The organism is Candidatus Avelusimicrobium caledoniensis (genome assembly GCF_902756455.1).
GTDB lineage: Bacteria > Elusimicrobiota > Elusimicrobia > Elusimicrobiales > Elusimicrobiaceae > Avelusimicrobium > Avelusimicrobium caledoniense.
In genome coordinates, this window is record NZ_CACVRB010000024.1 from 1 (window position 1) to 18,851 (window position 18,851).

General features: G+C 47.8%; 21 protein-coding genes. 6 read left to right on the plus strand and 15 right to left on the minus strand.

Annotation, left to right across the window (positions count from 1 at the left end; translation table 11 throughout):
* Positions 1 to 120: 120 nt before the first annotated feature.
* The gene (locus ACQY2W_RS06060) at positions 121 to 756 is read left to right on the plus strand and encodes a type IV pilin protein (protein WP_428050401.1); all 636 of its coding nucleotides are present in this window, start codon (positions 121 to 123) and stop codon (positions 754 to 756) included.
* A gap of 72 nt (positions 757 to 828) precedes the next feature.
* On the opposite strand, the gene ACQY2W_RS06065 is transcribed toward ACQY2W_RS06060, so the two are convergent.
* The 13 genes from ACQY2W_RS06065 to ACQY2W_RS06125 are packed head-to-tail and all read right to left on the minus strand — an operon-like array spanning position 829 to position 13,389.
* Complete coding sequence (locus ACQY2W_RS06065; RefSeq protein ID WP_428050403.1) at positions 829 to 1,293, minus strand: PilZ domain-containing protein; 465 nt, start codon at positions 1,291 to 1,293, stop codon at positions 829 to 831.
* A 1-nt stretch (position 1,294) separates the two neighbouring features.
* The gene (gene miaB, locus ACQY2W_RS06070; RefSeq protein ID WP_428050405.1) at positions 1,295 to 2,524 is read right to left on the minus strand and encodes a tRNA (N6-isopentenyl adenosine(37)-C2)-methylthiotransferase MiaB; all 1,230 of its coding nucleotides are present in this window, start codon (positions 2,522 to 2,524) and stop codon (positions 1,295 to 1,297) included.
* A 50-nt stretch (positions 2,525 to 2,574) separates the two neighbouring features.
* Positions 2,575 to 4,239, minus strand: a complete 1,665-nt coding sequence (locus ACQY2W_RS06075) for a glucose-6-phosphate isomerase (RefSeq protein WP_428050406.1) — start codon at positions 4,237 to 4,239, stop codon at positions 2,575 to 2,577.
* Between the two features lie 33 nt (positions 4,240 to 4,272).
* Positions 4,273 to 4,725, minus strand: coding sequence for a ribose 5-phosphate isomerase B (gene rpiB / locus ACQY2W_RS06080; protein WP_428050407.1), 453 nt, complete (start codon positions 4,723 to 4,725; stop codon positions 4,273 to 4,275).
* A gap of 2 nt (positions 4,726 to 4,727) precedes the next feature.
* Positions 4,728 to 5,285, minus strand: coding sequence for a D-sedoheptulose 7-phosphate isomerase (locus ACQY2W_RS06085; protein WP_428050408.1), 558 nt, complete (start codon positions 5,283 to 5,285; stop codon positions 4,728 to 4,730).
* Positions 5,286 to 5,297: 12 nt separating this feature from the next.
* Positions 5,298 to 6,017 carry a tetratricopeptide repeat protein gene (locus tag ACQY2W_RS06090; RefSeq protein ID WP_428050409.1) on the minus strand — a complete coding sequence of 240 codons (720 nt, stop codon included), beginning with the start codon at positions 6,015 to 6,017 and terminating at the stop codon, positions 5,298 to 5,300.
* Complete coding sequence (locus ACQY2W_RS06095) at positions 6,014 to 7,777, minus strand: BatD family protein (protein ID WP_428050411.1); 1,764 nt, start codon at positions 7,775 to 7,777, stop codon at positions 6,014 to 6,016. Before ACQY2W_RS06095 ends, ACQY2W_RS06090 begins: the two co-directional genes overlap by 4 nt.
* Before the next feature lie 2 nt (positions 7,778 to 7,779).
* A complete protein-coding gene (locus tag ACQY2W_RS06100) occupies positions 7,780 to 8,439 on the minus strand; it encodes a tetratricopeptide repeat protein (protein WP_428050412.1) in 660 nt (219 codons plus the stop codon).
* Between the two features lie 3 nt (positions 8,440 to 8,442).
* Positions 8,443 to 9,468 carry a VWA domain-containing protein gene (locus tag ACQY2W_RS06105; RefSeq protein ID WP_428050413.1) on the minus strand — a complete coding sequence of 342 codons (1,026 nt, stop codon included), beginning with the start codon at positions 9,466 to 9,468 and terminating at the stop codon, positions 8,443 to 8,445.
* A 2-nt stretch (positions 9,469 to 9,470) separates the two neighbouring features.
* Positions 9,471 to 10,595, minus strand: a complete 1,125-nt coding sequence (locus ACQY2W_RS06110) for a VWA domain-containing protein (protein ID WP_428050415.1) — start codon at positions 10,593 to 10,595, stop codon at positions 9,471 to 9,473.
* Positions 10,592 to 11,491 carry a hypothetical protein gene (locus ACQY2W_RS06115; RefSeq protein ID WP_428050417.1) on the minus strand — a complete coding sequence of 300 codons (900 nt, stop codon included), beginning with the start codon at positions 11,489 to 11,491 and terminating at the stop codon, positions 10,592 to 10,594. Before ACQY2W_RS06115 ends, ACQY2W_RS06110 begins: the two co-directional genes overlap by 4 nt.
* A gap of 2 nt (positions 11,492 to 11,493) precedes the next feature.
* Entirely contained in the window at positions 11,494 to 12,384 is an 891-nt protein-coding gene (locus tag ACQY2W_RS06120) for a DUF58 domain-containing protein (protein ID WP_428050419.1), read from the minus strand.
* Between the two features lie 21 nt (positions 12,385 to 12,405).
* On the minus strand, positions 12,406 to 13,389 hold the full coding sequence (locus tag ACQY2W_RS06125) for an AAA family ATPase (protein ID WP_428050421.1): 984 nt from the start codon (positions 13,387 to 13,389) through the stop codon (positions 12,406 to 12,408).
* A 199-nt stretch (positions 13,390 to 13,588) separates the two neighbouring features.
* Here ACQY2W_RS06125 and ACQY2W_RS06130 point away from each other — a divergent pair, with 199 nt between their 5' ends.
* The 3 genes from ACQY2W_RS06130 to ACQY2W_RS06140 all read left to right on the plus strand — a co-directional run bounded on the left by ACQY2W_RS06130 (position 13,589) and on the right by ACQY2W_RS06140 (position 15,426).
* Complete coding sequence (locus ACQY2W_RS06130) at positions 13,589 to 14,323, plus strand: type IV pilin protein (RefSeq protein ID WP_428050423.1); 735 nt, start codon at positions 13,589 to 13,591, stop codon at positions 14,321 to 14,323.
* A 26-nt stretch (positions 14,324 to 14,349) separates the two neighbouring features.
* On the plus strand, positions 14,350 to 14,802 hold the full coding sequence (locus ACQY2W_RS06135) for a C-GCAxxG-C-C family protein (RefSeq protein ID WP_428050425.1): 453 nt from the start codon (positions 14,350 to 14,352) through the stop codon (positions 14,800 to 14,802).
* A 123-nt stretch (positions 14,803 to 14,925) separates the two neighbouring features.
* Positions 14,926 to 15,426 carry a type IV pilin protein gene (locus tag ACQY2W_RS06140; protein WP_428050427.1) on the plus strand — a complete coding sequence of 167 codons (501 nt, stop codon included), beginning with the start codon at positions 14,926 to 14,928 and terminating at the stop codon, positions 15,424 to 15,426.
* A 78-nt stretch (positions 15,427 to 15,504) separates the two neighbouring features.
* Here ACQY2W_RS06140 and ACQY2W_RS06145 read toward each other — a convergent pair whose 3' ends face one another.
* The gene (locus ACQY2W_RS06145) at positions 15,505 to 16,176 is read right to left on the minus strand and encodes a toxin-antitoxin system YwqK family antitoxin (RefSeq protein ID WP_428050429.1); all 672 of its coding nucleotides are present in this window, start codon (positions 16,174 to 16,176) and stop codon (positions 15,505 to 15,507) included.
* Entirely contained in the window at positions 16,148 to 17,398 is a 1,251-nt protein-coding gene (locus tag ACQY2W_RS06150; protein ID WP_428050431.1) for an aminoacetone oxidase family FAD-binding enzyme, read from the minus strand. The genes ACQY2W_RS06145 and ACQY2W_RS06150 overlap by 29 nt, the downstream gene beginning before the upstream one ends.
* Before the next feature lie 94 nt (positions 17,399 to 17,492).
* Here ACQY2W_RS06150 and ACQY2W_RS06155 point away from each other — a divergent pair, with 94 nt between their 5' ends.
* Positions 17,493 to 18,131, plus strand: coding sequence for a hypothetical protein (locus tag ACQY2W_RS06155; RefSeq protein WP_428050433.1), 639 nt, complete (start codon positions 17,493 to 17,495; stop codon positions 18,129 to 18,131).
* An 8-nt stretch (positions 18,132 to 18,139) separates the two neighbouring features.
* Positions 18,140 to 18,685, plus strand: a complete 546-nt coding sequence (locus ACQY2W_RS06160) for a hypothetical protein (RefSeq protein ID WP_428050435.1) — start codon at positions 18,140 to 18,142, stop codon at positions 18,683 to 18,685.
* Positions 18,686 to 18,851: the final 166 nt, after the last annotated feature.

Sequence of the window (18,851 nt, forward strand, 5' to 3'; positions counted from 1 at the left end):
CTTTTTGTGGTGCCCCGGGGCGGCGGTCTTTTGTAGCTTTTCTGCCGTCAGAAAAGCGGAGGGGGCTTGACATCGTTTTTTTTTTTGCTACATTTTATTAAATGAAACAAAGGAGGTTGTATGCAAAAAGAAAGATGTTTAAAAGGGAATAAGAAAGTTGTTAATGAAAATAGATGTCATTCCAAACTTGATTTGGAATCTCACCGCTTTTTAAAACGACAACGAGGTGAGATGCTGAATCAAGTTCAGCATGACGTCCTTTTTGATAATAACGGCTTTACGTTAATTGAATTATTGGTCGTTGTACTTATCATCGGCATATTGGCGGCGGTGGCTGTGCCGCAATACCAAAAGGCCGTCTTAAAAAGCCGATATGCAACGATCAAAGATTTAACTTATTCTTTGGCCCGGGCGCAGGAAGTATATTATTTAGCTAACGGCAAATATGCTACTGATTTTGAAGAACTGGCGATAGATATGCCCGCCGGGAAACAAGATACCAGCACGACTTCCGTTTATTACTATGATTGGGGACGATGCCAGCTTAATCAAAAAATGGTTTGGTGCACAGATTCGCGCGCCGGTATGCAGTTACAAGTAAAATATGATCATGCCAGTGATGAAGCCGGCGTACGGGATTGTATAGCTTTTTCCGGCGATACAAATGATATCCGTAATCAATTATGCCGTCAAGAAACAGGTGGTTCGGTAAAAATTGTACAAACAGATACCTATACCGGTTGGCGGTATCAATAAATAAGTGACAGAAAATCAACCGCCCCGCAGATTTTTTCTGCGGGGCGGTTTAACTTGCGAAGGAAAGTTCAACTATTCAAATAAACTTTCGTCTTTTTGAATTTTATTGCAAATTTTATGGCATTTGCACGTTTTGACGCACGGCTCGGGCAGTTTGAGCAAGATGCGTGTGTCGCAATCGTTAAAGTCGTCGGCCATTTCGCTAATCAGTTTAGCGTGTTTGCTGGCCAACTTAACAAATTCAATACCGATGGTGTAGACGTTTTCGCGTTCTTTTACCCACGCTAAACGCGCTTCCACTTCCATTTTTTCCGTGCCGGGCAGTTGCAAGCTAATGGAAAAATGATCCGCCAGCGGCGCTCCTAAAAAGCTAATCATGCGCATACCGGACGCGGACAAGTCAGCTAAAATAGCGACTAGGGAAACCTCTTTCCCCTCGTCGGTTTTGTAATGCAAATTGACGGGCTCAATTAAATTACTGATCACCGGCATACGCGGATGACGGCGTCTTTCGGCAGCTTGGTTTTTCTTAGTCATGTTAATCCCTCGCAATAAGTAAAGTACCTACGGCCTTTTCAATCGGTAGTTTGGCAGTGCTTCCTACGGGATACGTACGCGTAGTTTTCACCCAAAAACTGCCGGACGAACGCCCTTTGTCGGGCGTTTCAAACAATACTTCTTGGGTCGTGCCTACTTGTGCTTGATAAGCCGCTTCGGCCAAACCCTTCACTTTATTTAACAAATTTTCAAGGCGTTGTGCCAGTATTTCTTGTGAGTGCAGTTTCATTTGCGCCGCAGGCGTACCCTGGCGGGGGGAGTATTTGTAGCAATACGCCGTCGTAAATCCGGCTTCGTCCACGAGCGAAAGAGTTTGGGCAAAATCTTCCTGTGTTTCCGTGGGAAAACCGACAATCAAGTCTGTGGAAATGAAAAAACCGGCCGCTTGTAATGCTTTAATTTTTTCCAGTAAAATTTCACGTGTGTAGCCGCGTTTCATTTCACGCAATACTTTGGTAGATCCGCTTTGCGCCGGCATGTGCAAGTGGCGCGCGATTTTGGGGTTGTCTTTAATAGCGGATAGAAATTGCAGGGTAAAATAAACCGGGTGCGGGCTAGTAAATCCTACGCGGACGACGCCGGGAATTTCACTGGTCTTATTGAGTAAATCGGCAAAAGTAGTGGCTCCGTCTTGATAGGCATTAACCGTTTGGCCCAGGAGCATAATTTCTTTGGCGCCCGCCGCCGCTTTACGGCGCACTTCTTGCAAAATATCTTCTTGCGGTAGACACTTTACCGGGCCGCGCACATTGGGCACAATGCAATACGTGCACGCAAAATTGCATCCGCGCATGATAGTTACGTAGCCGGTTAAACCGGGCGGTAAAATTTCGCCTTGTGATGTTTGCGGGCCGAATAGACCACTTTTATCCAGCGTATCCGAAAAGTGCTCAATGCCTTTTGCGCCGGACAAAATATCTAAAAACGGATATTTCTTTTGAAGTGCTTTTCCCAAGCGTTGGGCCGCGCAACCGGCAAAAATAATACGCCGTCCGGCGCGTTCTTTTTTCCACGCGGCTAGTCGCCCTAAAAACGAAACGGCTTTGTGTTCGGCGTGGTCGCGCACGGTACAAGTGTTAATAAGCACGGCATCGGCTTCGTCCAAATCGTCGGTGCGCTGATAGCCGCGGGCCGATAAATGTGCAAACATTTCTTCGGAATCGGCCAAATTCATTTGGCAACCGTACGTTTGGATAAATACTTTTTTCATACACATTAAAAAAGAAGGCGGCGCGTGGGACGCCGCCCTCATCACATAATTTAGAATAAGTCGCTGATTTTACGGATACTTTCCACGAGCGGTTGAGTTAAGTGCACTTTAATTGCGCGGCGGCCTTTAGATTCCAAGGCCTGAAAGTCGCCCAATGCTTGCGCGTTGCACAGTTGGCCGAACGTGTATTTTTGACCGGGGATTTGAATATCGTGGGCTGCATCGGCGGAGAAAATCAAAAATACGCCGTTGTTGCCATCCCCTTTGTACAGTTGTCCGGTGGAGTGCAAGTAGCGCGGACCATAGCCAAACAGTACGGCACGTTTGGTGCGAATCATAATTTTATTGCGTAATTTAATCAATTCTTTGGCCACTTCTTGCGACGGATACACATACGGTAAAATCGCAATATAATCGTTACTCTCCAGCAGCGAATAGATATCTTGGGCCAGCGTTTCCAGTTTAACGTCTCCGGCGATATCTTTGGAAACAAGGAGCGGAACGGTAATAGAATCCGGGATGTTTCCTTTGGCCAGTTTGGTTAGCACTTCTTTAGTCATTGTTTTGGCTTCTTGCACGTTGGGTTGGTCAAACGGATTGATAGCCAAAATAGCACCTGCCGCGGCGGTGGCAATTTCCCACAACAGGAAAAGTGCGCCTAAATCGTACGGAGAAGGTACTTCAATAGTAAAGAGGGGTGCTTCGTGCTCGTCTAATTGATCGGCTAAGGCACGGATGCGTTTATCATCTTCGCTATCGGTGTCCAAATGCACAAAGAAACGGTCCTCGCGGTAGTCAAAATTGGCTTGCAACGCTTCGCCGGCTACGGGCACAATACCCTTGCCTTCTTTACCGGTAGATTCGGCTACTAATTGTTCGGCCCATAAACCAAACGTGGCCAATTCTTCGGGCATTAGCAAGGTGAGTTTATCCCGTCCGTGATTGGCGGCACAAGCTCCCATAAACGCACCCAATTTTAACGCGGCGTTATCTTTCACAGGCGCATCCGGCGCAAACGTAAGGGCTTGCTGACGGGCCGTTTCCAAGATTTTCTTTACATCAACCCCCATCAGAGCGGCAGGTACAATGCCAAAGAACGATAAAGCGGAAAAACGGCCGCCGATATCGGACGGGTTAATAAAAGTGTGGCGGAAATGTTGTTGTTTGGCGAGCGTTTCCAAGGCCGTGCCGCTGTCTGTGATGGCGGCAAAATTGTTACCCGGTTCTTGTACGCCGGCCTTTTTAACTTCGTCCATAAAATACGCAAATTGCGAGGACGGCTCTACCGTGCCGCCGGATTTGCTGGCAAAAATGAAAAGCGTTTTAGCCGGATCAATGCGGGTGCGTACGGCGTCAATCCAATCGGGATTGGTGGTATCCAGAACGATGAGTTCCGGCCAGCCGTCTTGTTTGCCAAATATGGTGCGAAATACTTCCGGCGCTAAAGAAGACCCACCCATACCCATTACAATACAGTGAGTAAAATTGGCTTTAACATCTTGGGCGAATGCGGTTACTTCTTCCAACCGTTCCAACGTCCAATCGTATACTTTTTGCCAACCTAAAAACTTGGCAATGAAATCTTGGTTTTCTTTATCGGTTTTCCACAAAGAGCCGTCTTTGGCCCAAAACTTGGTATGAAACGACAAGTCATCTAGTTTAATAAGTCCTTCCCGAATAATTCCTTCTGCCAGGGGGTTGTTGTGTGTAATCATAATTTCCATCCTTTATGTAAAGCCAAAATGGCCTTATTTAAAATTGTTTTCCTCCAAAATTTGTACTTTATGCAGGCGGCGCAAATGGCGCTCTTCGCTTGACGGGGTGGCCTGCAAAAACCGCGTGACTAATTCTTGTGCCGTGGCCGGGCCGATAATACGTGCCCCCAAACAAAGCACGTTTAGCCCGTCGTGTTCAACGGCCTGCCGGGCCGAATAAGCATCATGGCAAACACAAGCGCGTATGCCTTTAGTTTTATTAGCCGTAATGCAAACGCCCACTCCACTGCCGCAAATTAAAATGCCGCGCTGGGCTTGTCCGGCTGCAACGGCTTGAGCAACTTTGGCGGCGAAATCCGGGTAATCTACACTTTTTTCCGAAGAGGTGCCCATGTCCAATACTTCGTGGCCCAAACTTTTTACTTGTTGGGCAACGGTATCTTTTAACGCAAATCCGGCGTGATCGCAACCTAGGGCTATTTTCATAATCAGTACGCTTGGTCCACCAGTTCGCACATGCAATGTCCCATAAAAATATGGCAAGCTTGCACGTGGGGGGTATTGTTGACCGGAACAACGAGCGGTAAATCGCAAATGTCTTTAATGGTGCCGCCTGTTTTCCCTAAGAAAGCCGCCGTGAAGCAACCTTTCTGTTTGGCCAGGGCCAAAGCCAAATACACATTTTTGCTGTTGCCCGACGTGGAAATGCCGATAACGACATCGCCTTTTTGGGCGAACCCGTCAATTTGACGGGAAAAAACGACGTCGTATGAATAATCGTTTCCGATAGCTGTAAGTGTGGAAGTGTTGGTATTAAGTGCTAAAGCCGGCAACGACGGACGTTCTTTTTTAAACCGTCCGACAAATTCCGCTGCGATATGTTGGGCATCGCCCGCGCTTCCACCGTTACCCATTAAAATTACCTTGTGTCCGTTTTTAAAGGCATTGGTTACTTGTTGGGCCAATGTTTCAATGGGAGTGGCCAAATTTTCTTTCACGTACGTAAGTGCTTCAATCAGTTCATCTGCTTGGGTTTGAACAAACATAATTCTCTCCTTTTAAATTTTTTCCAAAGCGTCTTTTTCTATCCAACCTTTTAACCCTTGGGAAGAAATGATTACTTCGTCCCAAGCATCTTTCGTGTCTGATACCGTTACCAAATGTCCTTGTGATACATTAGCACTGGCAGGGAAATTAGTACCGGGACCGCTGCGCACTTCGGCTACCGGAACAGCCACTACGGCTAAATTCTCTTGCTCTAACCGGGCGCGTGCTAAGAGCCAACCGGCACTCAGTAGTACCAATATACACGCAAGGGTAGCTAAAAAGTTCCATTTGCGCCGAAGCAGACAAACCAGCACGCACGCGCAGGCCAACCAAAAAAGCAGATAGGTCAGTCCCTTAAGCTCGCCGTAAGACAAATAGAAAAACGCTTGATGCAATATTACCGGTACGCCCGAAGGTATCCACCGCTCGCCGCTTGTTTCCAAGGCAAGGGCCAAATTATGGCGGATATCACTATCGCGCGGAGCCAACCGGAATGCCCGGTAATAATTAGCGGTGGCAAGCCCGCGGCTACCCATTTTAAAATAACAGTTCCCTATATTGTAGTAAACAAAGGGGTTGTTTGGGTAATTTCTTAAAGCGGTTTCATACTCGTTGAGTGCGGCGGAAAACTTACCTTGGCGGTAGAGCGATTCTCCTTGTTCCATGGGAGATTGGGCCGGTAGGGGGTAAGAGAATAAGCACACCATGAGTAGCAAAAATACGCGTTTCATTTGGCTTCCTCCTCAATAAGTTTAAGTACACTAAGCGCTTGGGCCGATACAGGAGCGTTGCCGGCAGACGCGTCATGCAACGGAGCGAAGCGTTGGGCTTCTAAGCGTTGCCACAGCAAGCTAAACGCCTCTGCCGTAGCGGGGGTAACGCCTTGTTTGCGTAGCGCGGCGGTAATTTCTTTAAGCGGCAAACTGCCGGTAGAGAGGTGTAAACGGTGCTGTAAATAGATGCGTATCACATCGGCAATTTCCTGGGAAGACGTGCTTTTTTTGAGCTGATTTTTAGCGGTTAAAAATGCTTTCTTTTTCGCCAGTGATTTTTGCCCGAGTCCCACAAATAATGCGGCCAACGCCAGCAGTAATATACAGACCCCGTTGATAATAGCTAACTGTCCGAGCCGCACAAGCCAATTATCATTTGGTGCGGGGTTCATTTTCAGATATGCAATATCGTGCGCGAGCGTTTGTACGCCGTTGCCCACGGTGTGGGTGGTAGCAAAATTAAAGGCGCTGCCCTCTTTTTCGGCCGGGGTAACCGTCAGTTGTAACGGCGTGGTACGTAGCGTGTGATAGGTGGTACTGTCCGGGTTAAAGTACGACCACGCAATTGCCGGAATTGTATAAATCCCGGATGACGACGGCACTAAAACAGCTTTAAATGTTTTGTAACCTGTTCCGGCAGAAGTAGTACCGGAGGTAGTCGCGGCCGGATACATTTTAAAACCTTCTAAACTGGGGAAATGAATATCTTGTGTGGCCTTTAAGTTGCCCGGTCCTTTGACGGTTACAGTAAGGTTGACCGCTTCGGTAGCGGGTACTTGCACCGGATCGGCGGTGGCCGTAATGGAAAATCCGTTCCCAACCGCTCCGTAGAACGAGGCCGGGCGGTCTTCGGTTGGTAAGGCACGGACTTTCAACGTAATCGGGTTAGACGATACGGTGCGTTCCGGCCCGGAAGAAAAACCGCCGAAGATTCGGTCAAAAGCCGTTCTCGCCGCCGAGCCGGCTTGATAACGTACGGTGGCCGGACCGATCGTTGCTTTACCCGCCGAAACGGCACTTAGCCGGTAGCGTTGCTCTTGATAACGGTACAGCGTACCGCTAATGCTTTGGGACCCTTCGCGCGAGCCGTCGTCCTCCATAAATAAATTGGACACGGTGGGTTTTTGGTAAGGCGCGTCATGAAACGCTTGCGAATAATAAAAACGGATACCCAACGTAAATGGTTGGTTGACATAAGGGGAAGTGTTGCTGACGGCTGCCACTAAAAAGAACGGTGTGCCGGCTTTGGCATACGCTTGATTGGCCAGCGACGCCTCTAAGGGAGGTAAATTCGGGTCGGCTTTTTCTACACGCGGCGTAGCGTGCGGTGCGGGAGTGGTAGGAACATTGGCGGCCGTGCGATAGATGCGTACGGCAATCGGTTCGGTTTGATATGTTTGGCCTTGATAATTAAAACGGACGGCTCCGATGGTAGCGTTTCCCACAAACCGGGGAAGCATCACGTAACGAAATTGCAGGGACGTTTCCCCATTGACAGACGATTGTTCCACTTCGCGCGAATAGACGTTAAACGCCGGCAAACTGGGTAGTTGCGGCATAGTGATATTGCCGCTCACGCCGCTTACGTTTACCGTCAAGGTTAGCTCATCGTCCAATGCTAAGCTTGTTTTATCTACGTGGGCCGATAAACTCACTTGGGCGTTGGCACATACGCCAAACCCTGTTAAAATGAGTAAAAGAAAAAATATTTTGCGCATATTTACCAATCTTTCTCTACCGAGTTATCCGCTACTCCGGCTCCGTGTTGTTGTTGCGGTTTGGCCTCTTGGTCTTTAGCCATTTGCATCACGCGGTCGGCGGCGTCTTTATCCGTTTGGGATGGTTGGGGTTGATTTTGTTGTTGCTGGTCTTGGTTTGATTTGGAATCATCCGAACCGCCTTGCGGATTTTGATTATTGGAATTTTTATCTTGGTTTTTATCGTTCTGGTTATTTTGGTTTTGTTGGTTTTTGTTTTCTTCCAACAGAAGTTGCAAATTGTGGATGGCCTCTTTATCCTGCGGGTTTTTTAAAATGACTTGGCGGTAGGCCTGTTTGGCTTTGTCGGTTTCTTGGGCACGATAATAGGCGTTACCTAAATTGAAAAGCGCATCAGTCTGGCGGGGATTATTGGGTTCGGCTGCTTGCTTAAAAGCCGCTTGCGCCATACCATAATCTTTTAGATAATACGCGGCTGCCCCCGCTCCGATAGCGGCCTCTTGCGAAGAAGGGCTTTCTTTCAAAATCTCATTATATTTCGCCAACGCTTGCCCGTACTTTTTTTGTTTGTAAAGTTTGCCACCCTCCCGTAAATCGCTTTGCGAATTAGCTAGGGCGGGTAACGTCAAAAGTAATAAAAGTCCGGTCGTTATAATACGCATACTTTATTGTACCTTTTTTTGTGCCGGGTGCTTGCCGCGCGGCCACAGCAAATAGCCGGCTAAACATAAAATCGCCAACAAAAGCGGCACTTGATAGCGTGTTTTGTAAGCGGTTCGTTTAGCAGTGGCAGACAATGTCTTATCTAATCCGCGCAAAGCATCTTCTACTTTGGCCGATACTTGGGCGGGTGTTGTATAGGGGATATACGCTCCGCCTGTTGCTTGGGCGAGCGTGAGCAAAGATTTGTCGTCTAGCTTAGAGACGACGGTATTGCCTTGTTTATCTTTTTTATATTCTAAAATTTTGCCGGAGCTGTCTATTTTATCCGGGATGAGCGTGCCTTCTTTCGTGCCGATACCGATGGCAATAATGCGTATGCCGTTTTTAAGGGCGGCCTCTTTGGCTTTGGCGAGTTCGTCCGGGGCGTGATCCTCACCGTCGGTTAATAAAATAAGCGCTTTTTGACCGGGGTATTTGGCCAGCATACGGGCCGCCAACATGACCGGCTCGGCAATAGACGTGCCCGGTACGGGGAGCATATCGGGTTTTAAAGACGTGATAAAATAACGCAGGGCATCTTCGTCAGTAGTAATCGGACATTGGACAAACGCTTTAGAAGTAAACGCCAAAATGCCAATGCGCTCTTCTTTTAAATTACTAATAAGCATGCGCAGCATGGTTTTGGCGCTGTCCAAGCGGTCGGGCTTGACGTCTTGTGCTTTCATGGAGGCGGAAACGTCCACGGCAATTACCGTTTGGGCAAATGCCCCTTGTGCCTCTACAATTTCCGTACCCCATTGGGGGCCGGCTAATGCAACAAATAAGAGAAATACCGCCACACACATCAGTATGGCACGGGTAGGCGTTTGCGGACGCAAAGACGCGGTTAATTGTTTATACGTTTGCGGCGAAAATAAAATCTGTACGGCGCGGCGTTTGAGTTTTTTGCCTATCCAGAACAAACCCATTACGGCTAAAACCGCCAGTACACCATATACTAAAAATAAAGGACGCGCGAATAATTCCATAATTAAGGCACCTTAATAAACAGTAATTTTTCCGATACCAGCCCCAACAGTAATACACATAGTGCCAGTAACAATACCGAACGGTACACGTCGGCCCGGTGGATGTTGGTGCTGGGGGTAAATTCTGTTTTTTCCAATTCATTAATTGTATCGTAAATTTGGGTTAGTTCCGCTTCATTTTTGGCGCGGTAGAATTTGCCGCCTGTTAAATTGGCAATTTCCAGTAAAAGCCCCTCGTTAATTTCATCTTCACTATTTGAGTACGGGTTTGAGTCGGGTGCGGAGGCCGTACCTATTGTGTAGACGCGTATGCCGTATGTGGCGGCGGCTTTGGCGGCCACGAGCGGCTCAATAGCTCCGGCATTGGAATCTCCGTCGGTCAGCAAGATGATTATTTTGCTCTTGGCTTTGCTGTTTTTTAAGTGATTAGCCCCCACGGCCAGTCCGTCGCCGATGGCGGTAAAATTGGGGTTGACCATTCCTAAATATAAAGAGGATATATACTCGCTTAGCGCGTCGTGGTCCAGCGTAAGCGGGGCTTGCAGTAAAGCCGATTTAGCAAAAGCAACTACGCCGATGCGGTCATTTAACCGTTTTCCAATAAAACGCAAAGCGGTGTTTTGGGCGGCTACAAAACGGCTGGGGTAGAAGTCGTCTTTTTGCATAGAGGCCGACACGTCCATGACAAGCATAATATCAATGCCTTCCGTGGGCGGCAGTACGGTACGGTCCACGCGCACCGGGCGCGCCAGTGCCACTACCATAAGCAGTAACGCTAGTGTGTACAGCACGGGGGCGGTCCAACGGGTAAGTAATACGCGCAGGGAATCCTGCTTTATATGTAAATGCACCAGCGGAAAATTAACCGTGCGCGCAAAAACATTTCTACCAACCGTATACGCCCAAAACACAAGAATAGGCAGTAAAAGTAGTACAAGGGCTGCGGGATCTACAAACTCCACATTTTTGATCGTGCGCGAAAATAAAACCCCAAACGCGCTGACGAGTGTGCCCGCTCCAAAAACAGTAACGGCGGCGTTGGTCCATGTTTCGTATTTAGGAACGAACAGTTGCATAGCCAGTGCTGCGCACAACAATATAATACACCCCAGCAGTATATACATCATAGCGGTTTCTCCGGTACGGTAGTTTCTTTGGGCGAAGTTTCTCGCACAATTTCGCGCAAAATTTGTACGTCTTTATTGCGTGCGGTTTCCGACGGTTCGGCTTTAGCAAATTTTACTAAGTCGCCGGAGTTTAAAAAATCTTTAAGAGCCGTAAGTAACGGCTGCATGGCCGGTATTTTTTTGACGCGGCGCAGTAATTCTACCGTCGTGTCGGCGGAGGTATCCGTTCCAAATTGACGCCACATATACTCGCGGAAAATATCACCCAGCGTAATATAAAAAAGTTTGTACGCTTTGCGCTCCCACAGCCCGCTGTTAAGTAAAGCGTCAATTTTGGAAAGCGCAATTTCGTCGCACGGGCGGTTGTCTTCCTGTTGGCGGACCGTCAAGGGCTGTTCGGCGCGGCGTTGTTTGTACAAGTGCCACAGATACACAAGAGCTGCCAGAATGAGTAGAATAACAAGCCATATGCCCCAACCACTAGGCACGAACGGGGCGCGGATTTCGCGGAATTTTTTATCATTAAAAACTTGGACGGGGGTAATTTCAATGGGTGTTTGCACGTCTGTTTTTTGATCGGTAGGTTGTCCGTTTTGGGTCAAAATAAACGTAGCCGTAAAGGTAGATTTGCCCAGTGTAAACGGGATCGCCGTAAAATCATACACACCTGTTTGGGGGGAGAAAGCGGCTTGGGTAATTTCAAAATCGGCAGGGAGTGATTTTTCATCCACTTGCACGTCATACCCGTCGGGGCGCGTTAATTCGTAGCGCAGAGCAACGGGTTTGGCAAAAGGTGCTTTTTCGGGTGCTTGGGTATTTTTAACCGCAAACTCTTGCGCGTGCAAGCTGAGTATACCGACGAATAAACCAAATAGAAGAATAAATTGTTTTTTCATAACTACCTGCGTAATTTTTTAGCACGTTGTTTAAAAAACGCAATCACGGGGTCGGCCGTGTCTTGCGCGGTGTTTACCATAATCGGCTCAATTTTATACGGATTGAATAAATGTTGCAACCGGTTGTGGTGTTCTGTATGGAAATGCTCCAACGTCTTATTAAGTGCACCGTCGGACAAACTGATAAAATCGCTCTCGCCTGTTTCCGGGTCGGTTACGTCCACACATACGCCCAGCGCAGGCAAGCGGCGTTCTAACGGGTCTTGTAAAATAACAGGAATTAAATCAAATTTTTTAGCCGCCAGCCGGAACGGTTTTGCAAAGGATGAAAGCGGGGCTAAAAAGTCGGAAATTAAAATCAAAATACCTTGGCGTTTGATTACCTTATTTAAAGTTTCCAAACTCATACCGATATTCGTGCCGGTATGTTTGGGCTCAAAGGCCACTACTTCGCGAATCAGACGCAAAATATGTTTGCGGCCTTTGCGCGGCGGAACGTAGAGTTCTACTTGGTCGGAAAATAGCAAGAGCCCTACTTTATCGTTGTTTTGGAGCGCACTTAGCGCGAACAACGCGGTCAGTTCCGCCGCGGCCTCTTGCTTAAGTTGTTTAGCCGAGCCGAACTGTTGCGAGCCGGACACGTCGCACGCAATAATAAGGGTAAGTTCGCGTTCTTCGTTGTATTTTTTGATATAAGGAGTGCCGGAGCGGGCGGTTACGTTCCAATCAATAGAGCGGATATCGTCGCCCGGGGTATATTCGCGCACTTCGGCAAATTCAATACCTTGCCCTTTAAACGTGCTTAAATACTCCCCGGCAAACGTTTCAGAAACCAGTTTGCCCGTCTTGATTTCAATTTGGCGAACTTTTTTTAGAATTTCCGCAGTATCCACGGCGCAACCCCCAACGATAAACTACGGTACGTCTACGGCGTCAAAAATTTGTTTGACAATTTGTTCGGACGTTACGTTTTCTGCTTCGGCCTCGTACGATAAGAGCACGCGGTGGCGCAATACATCTAAGCCGACGGCTTTGATGTCTTCGGGGGTGACGTAGCCGCGTCCGTTTAAGAACGCATACGCTTTGGCGGCTTGCGTGAGGAAAATAGTCGCGCGCGGGCTTGCGCCGTAAGCGATAAACGACGCCAGCTTTTCAAGTCCGGCGGCCTTGGGGTCGCGCGTAGCAAACACCAAATCTACGATATAATTTTTGATTTTTTCGTCTACGTAAATCGTATCTACTACGCCGCGTGCTTTTACAATCATTTCCGGTGTAACCTGCGTGTTTAGCGTAATTGGTTGGTGTGCGGCCATACGCTCTAAAATCATTTTTTCTTCTTCTTTCGTCGGATAAGTGATGACGACTTTAAGCATAAAGCGGTCTACTTGCGCTTCGGGCAACGGATACGTACCCTCTTGTTCCACCGGGTTTTGCGTGGCCATGACCATAAACGGTTTGGGGAGCGGATAGGTTTTCTCGCCGATCGTTACTTGCCGCTCTTGCATGGCTTCTAACAGTGCGCTTTGCACTTTGGCGGGCGAGCGGTTAATTTCGTCGGCGAGGACAAAGTTGGAAAACACCGGGCCGCGCTTGGGGTAAAAAAGTCCGTCCTTGGGGTTGAAAATAAGTGTACCCGTGATATCGGCCGGCAATAAATCGGGCGTAAATTGGATGCGTTGGAATTGGGCGTGAATGGCTTGCGCTAAGGTTTTAACGGCGAGCGTTTTGGCTAATCCCGGTACGCCTTCAATTAAGATGTGTCCGTCGGCGAGCAAGGCCACGAGCATTTTTTCCACTAAGTCTTCTTGCCCGACAATGACCTTGCCGACTTCGCGTTTTAAATCTTGTAAAAATAAACTTTCTTGTTGTACTTGTTTGTTTAAGGTGGTGATATCCATAGTGCCCCCTGTAAGAGTTCCGGCCGCAACCGGCTAGTTTCCTATATTATAGAAAACGGGGGGGAAGTTTTAAAGGGGTCAAATTTGGGTTAGTTGACAAACATTCTTTTGCTAGCTTTTCTGGCTACAGAAAAGCGGACGGGGCTTGACATCGTTTTTTTTTTTGCTACATTTTATTTAATGATAAAAAGGAGGTCGTATGAAAAAAGAAAGATGTTTGAAAAACTGTTTAAAAGAAAATAAAAATAAATGTCATTCCGTACTTGATACGGAATCTCACCGCTTTCCAAAACGAAAACAAGGTGAGATCCTGAATCAAGTTCAGGATGACAATATTTTTAAAGGAGTAGGCCCCGTATTACGGCCTTACGGGGCTCCGCTTCGCTCCGGTTTTACGCTGATTGAACTTCTTGTCGTCGTTCTTATCATTGGCATATTGGCGGCGGTGGCGTTGCCGCAATATAATAAGGCGGTGGAAAAATCTAAAGCCACGCAAGCATTTACGCTTTTAAAATCACTCGGGCAAGCACAAGAGGCGTATTACATGGCCAATGGGCAATATGCTACTTCGTTTGATGAATTATCGGTGGACTTGCCGGCGGGTTTTGTGCCGGGTGGGTCTTTCTATACTTTTGCTACAACAGATAATCACACCAACGGCGAGTGGGTTGTGCAAATTTTAAAGGAGGGCAATAGCGGTAATATTATGATAGGGCATCCGGAGGGCCATGCGTATCAAGGAGCGGGGTTTGCATATGCTACGCAAGAAAAAGCGCTATATTCCTCCGAGAGAGGAAAATTTGTGTGTTTTGAAATCAAAACTTATGGGCCGAAGTTTTTACGTGATAAGGGCGATTTCTGCAAAAAAATTATGCGTGCCGGCGGCCAAACATGTGGAGAGGGATGTGCCGTTGATTCGTGGGTTATGCAGTAAGTTGACATTTTTGCTATCATACCAGTATGACAAAAGCAGAACAAGCCAAACAATTATTTTTAGACGGTCATAATTGCGCGCAAGCGGTATTTTGCACGTTTGCTAAAGAGTTGGGCCTAGACGACAAAACCGCGCTCACGCTTTCCGCGTGTTTCGGCGGCGGGCTAGGCCGCCAACGCGAAGTGTGCGGGGCCGTGAGCGGGATGTGTATGGCTCTTTCTTTAAAATATGCGCCCCAAGATCCCACCGATCAAATGGCCAAAGCCAAATTTTACACACGCGTGCAAGAGCTGTGTGCCCAGTTTAAAAAGGAAAACGGCTCTATTATTTGCCGCGAGCTGTTGGGGTTGCCGTCCGGTCCGTCCGAGCCGACACCCGAAAAACGCACGGATGCTTACTACCAACACCGCACGTGTGCGGATAAAGTAAAATGCGCCGCGGCGATATTGGAAAAGTATTTGTCCGCGCAAGAAAAATAAAATCAGTATTTATTGAACTAAAAACACCCTCTTAACAGGGGGTGTTTTTTCGTCGGTAAAAAATAAAACTTGACATCGTTTTTTTTTTTGCTACATTTTATTTAATGATAAAAAGGAGGTCGTATGAAAAACAAGCAAGCATTTACGCTGATTGAATTATTGGTGGTAGTTTTAATCATTGGTATATTAGCGGCGGTAGCGTTGCCGCAATATGAGCAAGCCGTGTGGAAAAGCCGTCTCTCAACGGTAAAAGAATTGACACAGACCATTGCCAAGGCGGAAGAAGTTTATTTTTTAGCCAATGGCGAATACACCTATGATTTAGAGGCCTTAGGTGTAGATATGCCCACTCCCACTTCTTCTAATACAAGAGAAGACGGATATGCTTTTTACCATTATCCGTGGGGGCGGTGCCAAATTTCCACTTCGGTTAAATATGCGGAATGTTTTTTGTATAAATCGGGCGCTCTGTTTATTAGTTATTTGGTAAGTTTACCAACGCTCACAGCCGGATGTTATGCTCATGGTAATAGTGCTTTAGCAAACAAAATTTGTCAACTGGACACACATCAAAAAACAGGGGCCGGCCCGAATAATGAAGGAATTACCGCGTACACCTATTAAATTTTTATAGATTTGAAAAGAGCGTAAAAAAAGCGGAACAGATTTTTTTCTGTTCCGCTTTTTACTGCTCGCCAAAATTTATTTCGCTTTTTTAAGGGTCAAAATACCTTCTTCAAAAAACCACTCTTCCATCAGCTCGCCCGTTTCGCTGAATTTTTTAGTTACTCCGTTGGGTTTGCCGTCTTTGTGGGGGGAAATCAGCGCGATTGTGCCGTTGGGGTGATAGATAATTTTATCGCCCACGAGTTTATCGTTTTTATAGGTGCATTCGGAGCGCAAATCGCCCTCGGGCGTATACACTTTGCAAATGCCGTTTAAAAACCCTTTGTGAAATTCCGACATTTCCAACACTTTCCCGTCCGGGTAGTATTTGACTTGTTTTCCGTCTTGTACATCGTCTACGTACGAAAATTCTTTATACAACCGTCCCGTCGGGTGGTACACGCGGGCCTTACCTTGCAAGAGTCCGTTTTCGTAGTATTTTTCAATATTGACTTTGCCGTTATCAAAGTAAATTTTGCACGGTCCGTTGCGTTGTCCGTTTTTGACTTCGCATTCAAAATACGGTTTCCCGTCTTCAAAATATTCTTTCACGGTACCGTCGGGCAGCGTGCCGGTGTGAGATTTAATATCCAAATTTTTATCTAACGTTTCCGAGTAAACTTCTTGGTTGTTGACGTAATACGTACGCACAAATCCCACGGTATTGGGGTCTTGCAAGCTAGTGGTTTTCCGAATAATTTCTGCCATAAGGTGTGTTCTCCTTGGTTAAATCTTCGGCGGCGGAAAACCCGCTCGCCCAAGCAAAATGTAAATTAAATCCGCCGCTTTGCCCGTCCACATCCAACAGCTCGCCTGTGATATAAAGCCCCGGGCAACGTAATGACTCAAAAGTATTATAGTTTATTTCGTGCGTATTTACACCCCCCGCGGCTGCCATGGCTTCGTTCCACGGGCGCAAGGCCGTCACGGTAACGGGCCACGCCGTGATTGTTTCAAGCGCACTTTTTACAGCGGAAGGGGGTTGCTCTTGCATGGGTTTATTTTTGCGAAGGCCCTTAAAGTCAATGAGTAAATTAGCGATAGATTCGTGTAACACTCCGGCGAAAAAATCTTTCGGGCGGCGGCTTGAAAAACGCTCCAAACGCTCGCTGAAAAATTTTTCTGCGTTTTGAATTTCCGGCAAAAAATTTAAGTGCAAGTTGACGTTTCCGTTTGTGAGTGCGCGCGAAATAGCCCCGCTTGCGTTTAATGCGGCCGGGCCGTTGATGCCGTAACCCGTAAAAATAATTTCGCCTTCGGTTTGTACGTCGGGCGACGTATGCGCGGTTAGTTTTACTTGTGCGCGGATGCCCGACAAACGCGACAGATTTTCTTTTAAAACAAGTCCGCTTAACGTCGGGCGCGGGGTGCTTACGGTATGGCCTAATTTTTGCGCTAGTTCGTAGCCGCCGGACGTGCCGCCCGCTTGCGGATACGCGCACGAGCCGCACGCAAGCACCACGCGGCGCGCTTGAAAAGTTTGAGCGGATTGCGTGGTTAAATTAAAAGTTTTGCCGCGCTTAATTTGGGTTACTGTTTGCCCGGTCAAAATTTCCGCGCCGCTTTCTAAAACGGCTAATTTTAGCGGCTCTACTACGGCGGTAGATTTACCCGTCTGCGGAAAAATGCGCCCTTGTCCTTCCTCTGTTAAAAGGATCCCTAAGTCTTCAAAATACCGCCTGCAGTCTGGGTAGGAAAATTGGGAAAGTGCGGAAGAAATAAGTTTGGTTTCGCCGTGGTAAAACGCGGGCGCGACGCGGATGTTTGTCAAGTTGCACCGTCCGTTCCCGCTTACTAAAATTTTGCGACCGGGGGCTTGTTCTTTTTCCAAGACGAGCGTTTTAAGGCCTCCGCGCGCACACTCCCGCGCGCAGATTAGCCCGCTCGCGCCCGCCCCGACAATAATTACATCGTACACCGTATTTTCCATTACGTATAGTGTAGCAAAAAATAGTCGTAAACGTAACACGATAGCCCTTGACACTTCTTTTTAGAACAATATACTATAAAATAGAGGTAATTTTATGAAAAAAATACTAGGTTTAATTTTGATATTATCGGTCCTTCCGGCGGTGGCGTATCAGACGGGGAGTGTGTCGCGCCCACAATTCAAAACGGCTCCGGCGGCTACTGAGGGGCAAGCGGAGGAAAAAGAAAAACCGTCCGTGCCCGGTCAACAAACCGTGCAAACGCGCAGTTTTACCAGTTACAGCTCGCGTAACGGTGCGTGGCGGCAAGGCGTACAAACCAAAACCGTCCAAACGCAAACGGCGGGTCGGGCCGCTACACCCAAAGACGAGGAAACCCAAGTAGTAATGGGGGGGACGAAATTAACCCAACAAGGCAGAATCACTAAAACCGCTAAAGCGGCGGGCGCTGAAAAACAACAGCCGTCTGCTCCGGCGGTTACGCCTAAAGCGGGTGATAAAGCCGCTCAAAAACCGGCGGCCGATGCTGCGCAAGGCGCGCAAGACCCGGCGGCTATGATGCAACAATTACAAGCCATGCAAAGTATGATGGGCGCATTGGGCGGTGGCGGTGCACCCGGCGGTGCGCAAGGCAGTAAGGGGGGAACTCCCGCGGCGGGCGGAGCGATGCCCGCGGGCATGCCCGATTTGTCTTCTTTGATGAATATGGCCGGACAAGGCAACACGAAAAAATAGGGGACATTATGAAAAAATTGATTTTTGCAGTAGTGAGTTGTTTATTGTCGGGGGCGGCTTTGGCGGCGGCCCCGGCGGGGACGGCGGCGGTGTCTCATCCAAAGACAACGGTTGCCGTTACGCGCCCGAAAACCAATGTGGTCGTTACGCATCCGAAAACAACGGCGGCAGTTACGCATCCGACCACGTCGGTAACGGTGTCTAAACCTACGACCACGGTGGTCGTTAAACATCCGCAAACGCCGTCAGCTACGGCTGAAAAAAATGAACAAACAAAAGCCGAGCCCACCAAACAAGCTGTGGATAATGCTACGCCCGCTCCGGCGGCCAAAGGGTCTATGATGAGTTCCTACCAAGCCCCCAAAGCCAAAGATTTTAAGGCGTCCAAAATGGGCGGGGGCGAAGCAGGGTTAGGCAAGACCAACGAGGCACAAAAAGATGCCGCCGCGGCACAGTTTAAAAAACCCGAGGCACTTAATTTTGATAATGCCTTAAAGGGTGGCAGTATTTCCAAATCTCAAATTACCAAACAGGTAGAAAATAAAACGAAATAGAATTTAAGTCGGGTTTAAAACTCCCTCGCGCACAGCGGGGGAGTTTTTTGTTTGCAGAAAAGCGGATAGGGGCTTTTCTGTATATATTTTTCTCTCGCTCGTCATCCCGCAGAGTTTCTATGCGGGATATAGCGAGAGAAAAAATAAAACTTGACATCGTTTTTTT